This is a genomic window from Nitrospinota bacterium (assembly GCA_029881495.1).
Lineage (GTDB): Bacteria > Nitrospinota_A > UBA7883 > JACRGQ01 > JACRGQ01 > JAOUMJ01.
On sequence record JAOUMJ010000023.1, the window covers coordinates 1 to 12,837 of the forward strand.

Sequence of the window (12,837 nt, forward strand, 5' to 3'; positions counted from 1 at the left end):
CTTTTTCGGCGACAACCACCGAGACTTTGCTCAACTGGTTCATCCTTTCCGCAAAGGGGGGTATAAATGCCGTCGGCATGTGCTGAACTATCAAACCCCCTACCGGGAAATTACTATCAAACTCCGGCAGCAGTTTTTGGAGTGCGGCTGGACCTCCGGTAGACGTACCGATAGCGACCAACTCCGCTTCCCTGAAAACCGGCTTAACTTCCTCCCGCTTTTGCTCTCTTGCCGGCTCATGGGCCTTTTGGGCAATCAGGTCCTTTATTCTGGAGGCGACCTTCTTTCTGAACTTTATGTTGGATGTTGAAGTATCTCCAAACGACTTCGTAATGAAATCTTCGGCTCCTATCGATAACGCTTCGAAAGTAGCATGCGCCCCCTCTTCCGAAAGGGAGCTTATCATAAGAATTTTGGCGGAGCTCTTCTTCTTCAGGATCTTTAACGCTTCAAGACCGCTCATCTCAGGCATGATGATGTCCAGCGTAATAACATCCGGCTTAAGCTCTTCAGCCATTTCGACGCCTTCGCGTCCATTGCTGGCCATACCCGCGACCTCCATATCGCCATCCTCCTGGACGGCCATGGAAAGCATCTTCCGAACAAGGGCGGAATCATCGACAATCAGGACTCGAATCGGCTTTTTTCTGTCCATTTTCTGAAACGTCAACTGATGTATTTTCGAACCGTTTTAACCACACCTGCCAAGTCTGTCTTGGTGTGGAAATCATCCATCCCGGCCTTATAGCATTCCTCCCTCTTCACGTTTTCCGTCACGAAAGAAAGCGCCACGACAGGAATTGTTTTCAGCTTCTCGTCTGCACGGATCTTCATGGTCATTTCAATACCGTCCATTTTGGGCATCATAATGTCGGTGACTACCAAGCCTATTTCTCTATTCTCCGAAAGCACTCTCAAACCCTCTATCCCATTACTCGCTTCAACCACGGAAAAGCCCTTATCCTCAAGGAACTTTTTTTGCATCATTCTGGCTGAATTCGAATCGTCGACAAGCAGCACTTTTTTTACAGCCTTCCCCTTGGAGCCGCTTTTGCTGCTGTTTGATTTTCTCGGCGTACCACCGACCGCCAGGACATTTCCACCTTCTTCAATAATCTCCATCAGCCCGCCAAGATCCACTATCAGGGTCACTTTCCCATTGCCAAGAACGGTGGCCCCAGCAATCCCCTTGGGTTGTATGAATTTCCCGATAGACTTGATTACAACCTCTTCCTGACCGAGGAGTTCCTCAACGACAATTCCAACCTTTTTTTCCGCGATAGCGATCACTACCACATACATCCAGTCTTCGTCCCTGCCGGAATCTTCATCCGTGGTGATCTCGAAAACATCTTTCAGGCGAAACAGAGGCAACACCTCATCGCGAAGATGTATAACCTCCCTTTGATCGACATACTGAAGCGAGTCTACCGATGTCCTCACGGTTTCGACTACCGAAACCAGCGGAAGGGCGAAATATTCGATCCCCACTTTCACCATCAACGCCTGAATGATCGCAACCGTAAGCGGAAGCTTTATGGAGAATGTCGTCCCTTTTCCGATTTCCGTTGTAATCGATATCGTGCCGTTCAATTTAAGGACGTTGTTTCGGACAACATCCATCCCGACGCCACGGCCCGAAATATCGGTTGTCTTTTCCGCGGTGGAGAATCCGGGAGCCATCACGAGGTTCAACTTATCTCTTTCGCTCATACGATCTACTTCCGATTCCAGCACAATCCCCTTCTCTATCGCTTTTTTGACCAGCTTTTCAGGATCCATCCCCTTGCCGTCATCTCTCACCTCGATTATTATGCTGTTCCCCTCGTGAAATGCGGCCAGAGTGATCTTCGCCTCATCCGCTTTACCGGCCTGCCTCCGCTGTTCCGGCATCTCAATTCCATGGTCGACCGCATTTCGTACCAGGTGGACAAGCGGATCGCCTATCTCTTCCATAACAGACTTGTCGAGCTCTGTGTCTTCTCCTTCAAGCGACAGCTCTATATTTTTCCCCAAAGCCTTCGCCAAATCGCGAACCATCCTCGGAAAACGGCTGAACACCTTCCTCACAGGCTGCATTCTGGTCTTCATTACCCCTTGCTGGAGGTCCGCGGTAACCATATTTATCTGTCCAACCGTATCAGACAAAGACTGAACAAGCGGATCGTTTTCATGAGCCTGCTCCAGTTCTGAAGCTATCTGCAGTATCCTGTTCCTTCCAAGCACCAATTCGCCTACAAGGTTCATAACTTCATCAAGCCTGGTCACATCGACCCTGATAGTCTGTTCCGCCTTATCAGTTTCACGCCTTCCGAAATTTTGACCTTCTTCAGGCGACCGCCTCCTCTCAAGGTTTGACGGAACCTTCTCCGGCAATTTCGAGCCGCTGGCGGGAACCTCCTCCGAATCCCTTCGTCCCCTTCTCTCGATCCCGAGCTCAGCAAGGAGATCCGTCTCCGAGACAGCTTCCTCCTCGACAATCAGCCTCCCTGTTCCGGTCATTTCCGCAGAAGGCTTCTTTGCGACAGCCGCCGCCGGAGCGGCGTCTGTAGTAATCATGCATTTTCTTAAATCTTCGAGGAGGGGATTAATATCCATCGAAAGTTCCCGGTTTTCGTGGATATTTCCAAGAAGCGTCTTTATGGCATCAGAAGCCTTGAATACAGCGTCATTGATCGTAGGGGTCATCTTCAATTCCCCCTGTCTGCATTTGTTCAGAACGTTTTCGGCATTGTGTACGATGTCGACAATTTTTGTAAAACCAAGAAATCCGGCGGCTCCCTTGATAGTATGGACGCATCGGAAAACCTTGTTGATGAGATCCATGCTGTCAGGAGAATTTTCCAGCTCAATGAGGTCGTTATCGAGACCCTCGATGATTTCCCGTGTTTCGGTGACGAAATCGGCAACGATCTCACGCATTTCATCCTTTTCGTCAACCATCTTTCCCCCCTATCATCGGAAAACAGCAAAAAGGATTATTTTTCGAAACTCGTCTCCACCACAAATTGAGCGCCATCCACCGTGAAAGGTATTGCAACTGTCGGGCCGCTGGTTATAGATTCGATTTCGTGATTTTTCCCCGTTATAACGCTTGGCAGTCCAGCTTCAAAGTTGTGCCCCTTTTCCGATAGAGCTCTTCTTGCGTCTCCCGAAATCATGTTTGTGATCTCGCCCACGGCATCCTTTATATCGTCGTTCAGTTCAGTGAGAGTTTCGCCAAGCATGCCTCCGACGATTTTCAACGCCGCCTCCTTTGAAAGGCTGATGATCACCACTCCCTTGGTGGCTCCAGTAAGGCCTATCACTCCCGAAATATCACCGGATGCGACTTTATCCTTTTTCAAATACGGTTTGCCCGCAACAGGCTTTACGAACGCCATCATCTCAAGGACATTCAGCGTAGCTTTAAGAAAAGGATTTACAAAATCAGCGTTCATTAAAATCTCCAACTTCCATGCAGAAAAGTTTTCTTCTTTTGGAAAATGCCCCCTTCGCTATCGAAGCAATATTCCCAGCATTGATAGGCCAATTAAGATTTTACGAAATCCCGAACATTTTCGCAACTTCTTGTTACAAAACCCGACAGCGGCTTTTATCAGAAAATAAACTGCAGGAACGGAAACATACGCGGACATAAGAACGTATTTCACTTAACGGTGCCGATAATCCTTATTCGGAAAAGTGGCGTAATTGGGTCATTTGACCTGATTACCAGAAAATCGTGAATAGCCCCTTTAACGTCGGCAAAAAAATATCCCGTAAGTTCAACACGCTTCCCCTTTCCTATCCCCTTTTTACTTAATGGCAAGCCGGACGACTCGTTTAAAACGTCAAAATTCCGTATAAAAAGATCTCCGTCACCGCTATTACCGACGATAACCTTGTAATAAACCGTTTTGCCAAACTCTACATTCCCAAGATCAACAACACCAGGCGTAACGGATATCTCTGGGGCCGGCACCTTCACCTTGTGAACAAATTTTTCCGCAAAGGATAGATCGGCCTTGATAACCAGGGTATAGGGATCTTTCACGCCTTTCACATATACGCTGATATCGGATTTATACTGACCGCTCTGTCCGACGGGGTTGAATGAAACCCTTATCTCCCCTCTCTCCCCCTTCCCGATCTTACTCTGCCCGGCTATCGCAGCTGTACATCCGCAGGAGGTTATTACGTCAACTATCTCTATTTCGGAATCTCCCGTATTAGTGAATTTAAATGTGTGTGTCTGCCTGTTATATGATTCAAGTTTTCCGAAATTCCAGATCTTCTCCTGAAACTCAAGCCTCCCATCGGCATGGGAAAGAACGGGAGAAATAAGCAGAAATGCCAATACGAAAAAAAGTCGGCGGAAACAAAGAATGCCCAAAGCTAATACCTGGAAAGAACCTTTATTGATTTTGCGACCGGCGCATACTCATCGTTAAAATAATATATAAGCTCCACCCTCATGCCAGCCATCAGGCTGGAGAATGGAACAGCCGTGCCGCGAGTCCCGATAATCACTGTATCGGGAATGACAAGTATCTTCCTTTCGTTAATCTCGACAAAATCCACACCGACCCTATCGAGACCGACGTTGGCAACTTTTGATTCGATTCTGGTGATATCCCCATTTGCAGACAATGAAACGTCCGCAATTACACCTAATAACAACAGAGAAGCCAGCAAAATCCTCACCAGACCTCCCTCCATGCAACGATGCCGCTTTTAATATTTATTACAGTGTCAAATTTGACCTCTGTAACCTCACCCGTGCTTTTCTGTATGTACGCAACGGCCCCTTCCTCTCTCCCCGCGTGTATCGCAACGGACGAGGCCAGCCCAGTGCCTGCCGTTTCCGATCTTTTGAGGACAATATCAGGATTGGAAGAGCTATAGCCTATCGTAGACTCCTTGTAGGCTGTACCGGTTTTATAATAAAGCGAATAGAGGTAGTTCAACCCGCCGAAGCCACAAACATCCGTATTCGGAATAAAACTTGTAGCCAGCACTACGCCACCCACGATGGACGGTTTATTCAGAGCCCTCTCCTTGGAAGTGGTAAGACGCATGTACCACCCCTGATAATTGGCGAGTATTTCATCTGCCAATCCCTGCAGGGTGGTTATCCCGCCGGGTCCGCCTGTTATGGCCCCCCCCTTGGAGACAACAACTGCCGTTGTATCGAGAAGATTCGTTACCGTTGGGGAGCCGTAGCTCGCCGATGAATTCAAGGATGCCGCTCCCAAACATGCGTTATCCCATGCTCCGGTAACCCTGTCCCAGCAAACATCTCTGACCCCGTATACACCCTGAACCGCAGTGTCCGCCTTGTCGGTGGTGCTTTTGAACTTCCCGGTCCCCCAGTAGATCCAGAGCGGCCCCTCTGTATCGTTTGATACTGATGGAGCCGCGGAAATTGTCTGCCCTACGGCGGAGTTATGCAGCAGGGACATCTGCCAGTTGGCAGGGTTAGGGTCGTTGTTTATAACTATTCGCCACATTCGGCTGTTCCACGAACCACCCCCCGTGGCTTTGTAATAGGTTTCACCTATGTATACGGCGTCCGAATTGTAAATGGGGGGGGAAACGGTATTATCTGAAACAAAATCAATGTCCACCGATACCGGATCCGCAAAGTATGAGGTCGCGTCCGAAACCGCGAATTTCGCGGCAAGCGTTCCAGTTTCCAGATCGACTACGAATACCTTCCCCGTCTGGTTTGAGTTCCCCTGATAATCTGGAACATAGGCGGCCTTTGTACCTGAGCCGAAAACGGCGAACCATTTTGTCCCAACCTTTACGATAGCCGGGTATGATGCCGCGAATCCCAGTTCATTGTCATCCGCAACCAGTCCCGACCGGGTGAGGTTGTGCCCGAATTCCCAAAGGAGGTTCGGCGAGTTCGGATCCGTTACATCAAGGGCGAAATATGCCGACCTCCATTTCCTCAAATTCGCGGCTGTGTCACCGTCGCCGTCAACGTCAAATCCCGCGTCGGCTATCTCCCCTCCGCCACTACCCATTCCTCCAATGAGGATGGTCCCCCAGCATTTGCCAGCGGAGTTTGAGCCTACATGAATGGCGTCGCATGGGAATATCTGCACGTCAGAGATCTTTGGCCTCATATCAACATACTCCACGCGCGAGTAAGTAAGGCTCCCCATCCAGTTCAGATGCGGGAGGAGGTTGTATGGAATATACGCCCAACTCTCTGCGCCATCCTGCACGGTCGCAGAGGCATTGCTCGCCCTGATTGCGTGCAACATCCCGTCATTGGCCCCTACATAGGCATAAACGTCTCTGGGACTGGATCCTGTCACGCTGTATTTGTCGGAAAACATGTTATAGGAGGGATCTCTGTAAAGAAGTCCGTATGCCTCAGCCGGAGAAGAGACCACTCCGGGGGTCGAATTTACAATGTCCCCAAGTTTCCATTCGTTCCCGCTTATGTTGCGGTCACGATAGCCGACTACATCGGCCCCCCTTACGAAGTTGATCAGGTTGGCCGGATCCGCGCTCTTCATATACTTTGCAAGAGCCGCCGAGTTTCCGGTATTAAACGAGATGAACTCCCCCGTAGCGGGGCCGCTGCATCCATTGCAGACACCGTCTTCGTTTGAATCCAGGAATGTGTATATGTTCCTTGCTCCGGGCGCAACCGCACTCAGCAGCTTCTCCCCGGCATCCCAGTTGTACCCGCTGTATGAAACGAGCGGCACGGAACTGACCGGTGTAGTGGTGCAGACGCCGTTCACTTCAGAGAGGTTTTTCACCACCGTCTGGTTCTGAACGATATCAAATTCAAAACCTATGCAGTTCCCGAATTTGTCCCTCATCGCCCCCAGCGGGTCTACGTTGAAAGAGAGGAGATGCCCAAGCCAGTCGATGTCCCTGGTGCCGCTTGCCTCTACGACGGTTTTCTTCGGCAGGAAGTAAGCCTGGAAAATATTCCCGGCGCCGGAAGAGGATGTCGCAAGAACCGATATGGCTGTTCCCGATGTCGCGCGGTTCAGAATATCCGTTATCGCCTCAAGGAGTTTCGACTCCAGCTGTGCGCCATCCGATGCCTTGAAGTAGGTGTCCGGTATATTATCGCCGTTTACGTCCCACTCGCTTTGAAGATCAGGTATTTTGTTGGCGTTGGAATCAATGAACGCACCGTTTTTAGAAGTCTCTTGCAGGATCGTCTCCGCGGCCACAGAATCACCAAACGCAAATATTGTGTAAATGGTCAGATTCTGATCTCCCGCGATATCGCTTCGAAGATCCCCCACATGGGCGTAGAGGGCGACATCGTCCAGAAAATCCGAGTTGGCAACGGCATCGTTGCCGTCATTGTCATAATCTGTCAGAGGTCTGTTTAAAGGGTCTAGCACGGTAGGAACGATATTTTCATCGTAAGTTGGTTCACCGTCAGTAATTATGATCACGAAATTTTTACCGCAAGATACATAGCCGGCATATTCCGAATAGTACAAGGGGTCGTTGCCTATTACATTCGAAGGGAGGTTCCCGTTCACCCCATAATCCATGTTCCCCAAAGTAGGGTGGCGATAGAACGCAAAATACCCAGCGGCTATCCAGAGCGATTCCGCCAGCGGGGTAAATCCGTCTGCCGGCTCGGTCTGAAAGTTCGTTATGAAGTTGGTTCCATACCCGGTACCCGTGATGGCTTGGGAGATGTATCCTCCATCCCTTCCGTTAGCCGGCCCCCCTTCCGCCAGGGTTCTGCCGCTATTAAAGAATTCGAGGCCCCACCTCGCCTGGTTTTCAACTCTCTGCATGATGCCCGCGAGGTTTCCCGAAACGAAATCATTCGGCTCCAGGGCCTGGTCCTTTTGAATCGAAAGGGTAAAGGTAGCCAACACCAACTGGACTCCCGTGGCTATCGTAGTTCGGATCACACTCATATTTCCGCCAGCGAGCTTATACGAATAGGTGTATGTCGCATCATTCTGATAAGGGGTTATGCCGGCAGTGACGCCAAGCGGGCCGGCAAACATCCTATCCCACATTGCGGAAGAGGCCTCCCCCTTGTTCTGCTGGTTTCCTCCGCCCGTCCTCGATGTGGCAAGCCCACCCATGACGACTTTTCTGGAAACGTCCACCCTCCTCATTGTCGCCCAGTTGAGAAAATTCCCGCTCCAGGGACCGGCGGCGTTTATCGTAAAGACGTTGCTTGCATAGCTATACTTGTAGGCAGAAGTGAAGTAGCCGTAATAGGTCGTCGCAGGGTCGTATACGCCGAGGTAGGCCCGCTCATTCATGCTCCCCGAATTATCCATCAGAAAAAGGATGTTCGGCTTTACAGTGTTGCTCATGGAAATAGGGGTATGCGAGTAGTCGGCGTTTGTCTCGCCCCGCGCACTGCTTGCGGTAAAGCCGCACAAGAGGAGAGCAACGGCAATTATTCTATGCCTATTGATCACAGACATCTGGCACCCCCTTCAACGCATTTGAATTTTGCCCTTACCGTGGCCGACTTTCCAGCATTGGAAGTGTTATTTGAATCTATCCTGTAATAGAGGGCAACGCTCCCCGCGCTCCCGCTACCTATCCCTTCATAGCGCGAGCCGAACTCGGAGGATGTCCCGGCCAGCTTTCTGCTGGTCACATAATCGATATCGACGTTCACCTTTTCACCCGCCAAATCGACCTGAGCGTCCGGAATGGCGTCGTTATAGCTATCAGGGTCGTTAACGGAGTCCCCTTTCAGCTCATCTTCAAGGTCGGTAACGCCGTCAGAATTCGTATCGGTGTTATTGATCGTTATTTTCGCACTGCCCGTATCGATAGCCGCTACCTTTAAACCGTTACCGACAGCCCGCATCACCAGTCCGCCGCCGTAATCGGCGCCGCCATCTGCAAGGTACATCAGCTTTGTCTTATTTCTGTATTCCCCGCTGAACCGAAGGCTGAAACCTGTGCTGTTCACGGCAACAAGGGAGAATATGGCGAGAACCATCGTTATCAGGAGGGCGAATGCAAGAGCAACACCCTTTTCATTTTTTAAAACAGCCATCCAGCCTTTCATATATTGTTCCTCAATGAAACCCTCGTGGTAATTGATTCCAGATTGTACATCTTAGTAAGGTTATGCACCGTTTCCGTGCGAAAGGATGCGTTGATATCTATGGCAACAACCTTGTCGAAATTCCTCTCCAGAACCGCGTTGGTCGGGAGGCCGACATCCGTGCTTATCGTCCCGTTCTCATATTTATAGACAAATGCCAGCGCCGTCAGATTTTCCACAACGACCCTCCATGAGCCGATGGTACCGGCCAGATCCGTAATATTGGCTTGTTCAAGATTGGATCCATTCAGCCTGAACGCCAGGAATTCCCTCGTCGAGCTCCGCGTGCCCGAAACCGGCGGATTAACCGCTTCGCCATCCTCATCGAGGTCGGCCGTAAAATATATCTCTGTAGTTGAAACTATCACGGATGAAGTGCCTGCGGAAAAAGTTGAATCGGTAAGCCCGAATCTGTCGGGCCCCGCCTCTCCAGGGTCATATCCGATAAGCCGGAGGTTCTTCGACAATGTATCCATTGCGTTCCGTTCGCTGCCATGCATGTATACAACCTTCTGCTCGCCGGCAAAAAGCTTGTTTTGCGAATCAAACATCCTGTATATGGCAAGCATGACTATTGAAGCTACGGCAATGGATACCATAAGCTCCACCAGAGTTATACCTTTCTGATCCAGATTCATATTTGCCATATTCCTATTCTCCGACTATCGCCGTAGCTATCGAAACATACCTTGGGCTACCCTTTTCGGACCATCCCACCACAACGTAGACCGTCTTCATGCCGGCCACCGGATCATCATCCCTTATGGACCATGTCCTCCTCATTTCACTTGCGACAGCAAGACCCGACGGACACTGCAGAATGGCAAGGGGAAAAACTTCAAATCCGTTTGCGTCGACCGTATAGCTGTAATCAGGATCCGCAAATAGCGTAGCCGGATCTGTTTCAGCATCGTTTGCTATGGAACAGTTGCCAAGCCCGGCGCCTATCGTATCGTCGCCGCCGCCAATCGCCATATCCGCGCCCAGATTAAAATCTATACTTCTTAGATCTTCTATTGTCTTTTGCACAAGAAGACTTGCTTCAATATATCTGGAACTGGAGACATTCCCCCCTACTACAGAAAGAGAGATCGACGAAAGCGCCAACAGCGCGATTGAAAAGATGGTGATAGCTACCAGGCTTTCCAGGAGTGAAAAGCCTTCACACCCCGATACAGGAGTGCAATAAATCTCCCTGCGCCGGAAACTTGCCATATCGCGGTTGAATTCGCTTCTCATCTATTACCTTTTTTCCATTAAAAACAGCTACTTCTTTTGCACATATTATAGCCTTTTAGCGGCTAATATTATGATTTATGCATAATCCATACCAATATAAAAGAGAAAAGAATGCAAATTTGCAACATTTTAGCCATATATATAGACCGCTCAACATGCCAAGTATATATTATCATACACTTTTACCAATATCGGTCTCCCCACTCTTCTGCAACAATATTAACAAATTCATCCAATAAACCGAAAAGCATCATATGAAGTATTTCGCAATTCCCGCATTACTGCTAACTATACTTTTTTCCGGCGAAGCGTCCGCATGGTATGTGACCATTCACGACGAGCCGGAGGACTCTGAAAGAAAAAATGGAATAATTTTCCCTTTGACAAATAATACGAGCAGGGACATTGAGCTTGTATATGGGTGGGTATACAGATACGAAGCAGAAAATCCAAAGGATCTCTACCTCGTTTCAAATCCGCACGTACCGGGCATAAAGGTAACACCCGGACCACACAAACCTGGCGAAAAAGCGCTTTACTGGTTCGAGGTTCCTCCGTATCACATAAAACCTGATAAATACGGGATATTAATTTACGATGCTTCCATTCGGTTTTCCCGATTTTGACCCTCTCAATCCATTTTTCAGGAAATTCCGCTAGAATAGAGCGATGATTGAAAATCGGCTCTGCAGAATTAAAACGATTATCATCTTTATGACAATTGCCGGATTCGCGATACCGGCGAACCCGGAGGAGGAGAAGAGTGCGGAAATTCACTTCAACCGGGTTATATACGGCGATGTAATGACCGGGATGCGGCTGCAGCATTTCAGCTCAATTTTTCCCGGATTTACCGAAACCGCCAGCGGAAACTTTGTGGACCTTGAGAAGCGGTCCAAAACTGATTTCACGATACTTGTTGAAAAACCGCTCAACATTGACCTGTTCGGCATTTTCCTCAAAAGAATTCCAATATCAATATTCAGCACATCGGATGAATTGGCATGCAATACACCCCAGGGGGCGAGGTTTCTCTCACATCCCCCAACCAGGGAGGGCGCTATAAAGATCATCCTGTACTCCTACGACTATCTTGTCTGCGCGGGGGAAGGAGTAGTAAGCGGTGAAAGACTTCTTGAAAAATACATTGAGAAATACGGGAATTACGACAAGAAGGATTATGACCGCAACCAGCATATCTATTTCAACGTTGAAAAGAGATACGAGGTACGCGTAAAACCTGTAAAAAGCAAAACCGGCGAAGGCGCACTGATAATAACCGTTTCCGATAATGAAATTTTCAAGGAAGCCTACGACAGCTGGCGCGCTTACATCAGAAGGATCGAAGAATCGGCGCTGGAAAAATTCTAGCCGTCACCGCTAAAACAACGGTGCTACGCTAAAACAATACTAAAAATAACTGGATTTTCCCGCATGGCCCGCTTCACGGAGAGCCGTGAAGCGGAAATCGAAATTTAATTTGACGAAGAAGAGTGGAAGCGGCTGTTTTCGTCGACAACCAGAGCCGCCGCCTGCGAGACAAGCATCTTTAATTCGGGGTCGTCGACAACCTTGAGCAATGAAACAAGGTCGTTTTTCCTCTCCTTGAGGGAATCAACCATCGGTTTTATCCGCCCTATCGGAACATCCTGGTTCTCAAGCGAGTTTTTATAGATAGTCAGATCATCGAGAAGCGATTCCAGCTGGCCAACTGCAAGCAGGTTTATCGAATTGCTAGCTTTCGGAGTAGCTGTGACGCTCTGAACAGGGGGCGTCGCAAGCGGTGCATCAGCTTTAACAGCTTTTTCCGCCATAGCTTCTTTCAACACTGAATCAAACGGCGTAGAGCCGGTTTTTTCCGTTTTCTTTTGTGGAAGCTCCCCGCTCCCGCCAACTTTGCTTGTTACGTCTATTTTCATAAATTTCCTCCTGTTTCTTCCATATCGGAAAAAACCAAGTTTCCCTTTAGTAGATTATCCCTTTATGAGGAGTAAGGCAAACCGGGCGGCGATGCTACTTCTTTGGCGTATCCGAGACATTTCCGGAGGATAAATCCAATACCGTTTTCACTATTACCAGCGTCACACCTACCGAAATGCACGAATCCGCCACGTTGAACGCCGGCCAATGGTATGTCCCGAAATAGACGTCCAGAAAGTCGGTTACTTTACCGTAGAGGAACCTGTCCCACAGGTTCCCCAGGGCGCCGCCGAATATGAGAATGAGGGCCGACTTCATAACCTTGTCATCCTCTTCCACATCTCTGTAAATGAATACAATTACGATGAGCGCCACCACCGATGCGGCCTTGAAAAATATCGCGCGCCAAATGGAGTCTATCCCGGCAAGGAAGCTGAATGCCCCCCCACGGTTCCAGACAAACACGATATTGAAAAAGCCGTCGATAACAGAAACCGATTCCCCCTCGGCAAGGCTCCTTCTTATGATCTCCTTGGTTACCTGGTCAGCTACGAGGATGACAATGGACCAGATAATGAGCGGCAGATACTTCTGAAAAGCCGGGCCGTTCATGG

At 49.2% G+C, this 12,837-nt stretch carries 13 protein-coding genes and 1 pseudogene; 2 read left to right on the forward strand and 12 right to left on the reverse strand.

Annotated features, from left to right (window positions below):
- The 10 genes and pseudogenes from OEY64_09935 to OEY64_09980 form a co-directional block, all read right to left on the reverse strand.
- Positions 1–181: chemotaxis response regulator protein-glutamate methylesterase (locus tag OEY64_09935; GenBank protein MDH5543270.1), on the reverse strand; the 181-nt coding region annotated here is incomplete at its 3' end.
- Between the two features lie 138 nt (positions 182–319).
- Positions 320–655, reverse strand: a pseudogene (locus OEY64_09940) (response regulator).
- Between the two features lie 11 nt (positions 656–666).
- Complete coding sequence (locus tag OEY64_09945) at positions 667–2,943, reverse strand: hybrid sensor histidine kinase/response regulator (protein MDH5543271.1); 2,277 nt, start codon at positions 2,941–2,943, stop codon at positions 667–669.
- A gap of 35 nt (positions 2,944–2,978) precedes the next feature.
- Positions 2,979–3,440, reverse strand: a complete 462-nt coding sequence (locus OEY64_09950) for a chemotaxis protein CheX (GenBank protein MDH5543272.1) — start codon at positions 3,438–3,440, stop codon at positions 2,979–2,981.
- Positions 3,441–3,649: 209 nt separating this feature from the next.
- A complete protein-coding gene (locus OEY64_09955) occupies positions 3,650–4,339 on the reverse strand; it encodes a DUF1573 domain-containing protein (protein ID MDH5543273.1) in 690 nt (229 codons plus the stop codon).
- A gap of 38 nt (positions 4,340–4,377) precedes the next feature.
- The gene (locus OEY64_09960) at positions 4,378–4,686 is read right to left on the reverse strand and encodes a hypothetical protein (protein MDH5543274.1); all 309 of its coding nucleotides are present in this window, start codon (positions 4,684–4,686) and stop codon (positions 4,378–4,380) included.
- The gene (locus OEY64_09965) at positions 4,683–8,426 is read right to left on the reverse strand and encodes a PilC/PilY family type IV pilus protein (GenBank protein ID MDH5543275.1); all 3,744 of its coding nucleotides are present in this window, start codon (positions 8,424–8,426) and stop codon (positions 4,683–4,685) included. Before OEY64_09965 ends, OEY64_09960 begins: the two co-directional genes overlap by 4 nt.
- Entirely contained in the window at positions 8,417–9,025 is a 609-nt protein-coding gene (locus OEY64_09970; GenBank protein ID MDH5543276.1) for a hypothetical protein, read from the reverse strand. The genes OEY64_09965 and OEY64_09970 overlap by 10 nt, the downstream gene beginning before the upstream one ends.
- Positions 9,022–9,711 (reverse strand): prepilin-type N-terminal cleavage/methylation domain-containing protein, encoded by a 690-nt coding sequence (locus OEY64_09975; GenBank protein ID MDH5543277.1) that lies wholly within the window; start codon positions 9,709–9,711, stop codon positions 9,022–9,024. The genes OEY64_09970 and OEY64_09975 overlap by 4 nt, the downstream gene beginning before the upstream one ends.
- Positions 9,712–9,715: 4 nt before the next feature.
- Complete coding sequence (locus OEY64_09980; protein ID MDH5543278.1) at positions 9,716–10,303, reverse strand: prepilin-type N-terminal cleavage/methylation domain-containing protein; 588 nt, start codon at positions 10,301–10,303, stop codon at positions 9,716–9,718.
- Positions 10,304–10,557: 254 nt separating this feature from the next.
- Here OEY64_09980 and OEY64_09985 point away from each other — a divergent pair, with 254 nt between their 5' ends.
- Together OEY64_09985 and OEY64_09990 are read left to right on the forward strand one after the other, a co-directional pair.
- The gene (locus tag OEY64_09985; protein MDH5543279.1) at positions 10,558–10,929 is read left to right on the forward strand and encodes a hypothetical protein; all 372 of its coding nucleotides are present in this window, start codon (positions 10,558–10,560) and stop codon (positions 10,927–10,929) included.
- A 43-nt stretch (positions 10,930–10,972) separates the two neighbouring features.
- Positions 10,973–11,674, forward strand: coding sequence for a hypothetical protein (locus tag OEY64_09990; GenBank protein MDH5543280.1), 702 nt, complete (start codon positions 10,973–10,975; stop codon positions 11,672–11,674).
- Between the two features lie 104 nt (positions 11,675–11,778).
- On the opposite strand, the gene OEY64_09995 is transcribed toward OEY64_09990, so the two are convergent.
- Positions 11,779–12,222: a hypothetical protein gene (locus OEY64_09995; GenBank protein ID MDH5543281.1), complete on the reverse strand. Its 444-nt coding sequence runs from the start codon at positions 12,220–12,222 to the stop codon at positions 11,779–11,781.
- 94 nt (positions 12,223–12,316) lie between these two features.
- Positions 12,317–12,835, reverse strand: a complete 519-nt coding sequence (gene lspA, locus OEY64_10000) for a signal peptidase II (protein MDH5543282.1) — start codon at positions 12,833–12,835, stop codon at positions 12,317–12,319.
- Positions 12,836–12,837 lie beyond the last annotated feature (2 nt).

What these genes read in the sequence shown, in the direction of transcription:
- OEY64_09945 (MDH5543271.1), bottom strand. Translation starts at nt 2,943, where the DNA reads ATGGTTGACGAAAAGGATGAAATGCGTGAGATCGTTGCCGATTTCGTC.
- OEY64_09950 (MDH5543272.1), bottom strand. Translation starts at nt 3,440, where the DNA reads ATGAACGCTGATTTTGTAAATCCTTTTCTTAAAGCTACGCTGAATGTC.
- OEY64_09965 (MDH5543275.1), bottom strand. Translation starts at nt 8,426, where the DNA reads ATGTCTGTGATCAATAGGCATAGAATAATTGCCGTTGCTCTCCTCTTG.
- OEY64_09970 (MDH5543276.1), bottom strand. Translation starts at nt 9,025, where the DNA reads ATGAAAGGCTGGATGGCTGTTTTAAAAAATGAAAAGGGTGTTGCTCTT.
- OEY64_09975 (MDH5543277.1), bottom strand. Translation starts at nt 9,711, where the DNA reads ATGGCAAATATGAATCTGGATCAGAAAGGTATAACTCTGGTGGAGCTT.
- OEY64_09980 (MDH5543278.1), bottom strand. Translation starts at nt 10,303, where the DNA reads ATGAGAAGCGAATTCAACCGCGATATGGCAAGTTTCCGGCGCAGGGAG.
- OEY64_09985 (MDH5543279.1), top strand. Translation starts at nt 10,558, where the DNA reads ATGAAGTATTTCGCAATTCCCGCATTACTGCTAACTATACTTTTTTCC.
- OEY64_09990 (MDH5543280.1), top strand. Translation starts at nt 10,973, where the DNA reads ATGATTGAAAATCGGCTCTGCAGAATTAAAACGATTATCATCTTTATG.
- OEY64_09995 (MDH5543281.1), bottom strand. Translation starts at nt 12,222, where the DNA reads ATGAAAATAGACGTAACAAGCAAAGTTGGCGGGAGCGGGGAGCTTCCA.
- lspA (MDH5543282.1), bottom strand. Translation starts at nt 12,835, where the DNA reads ATGAACGGCCCGGCTTTTCAGAAGTATCTGCCGCTCATTATCTGGTCC.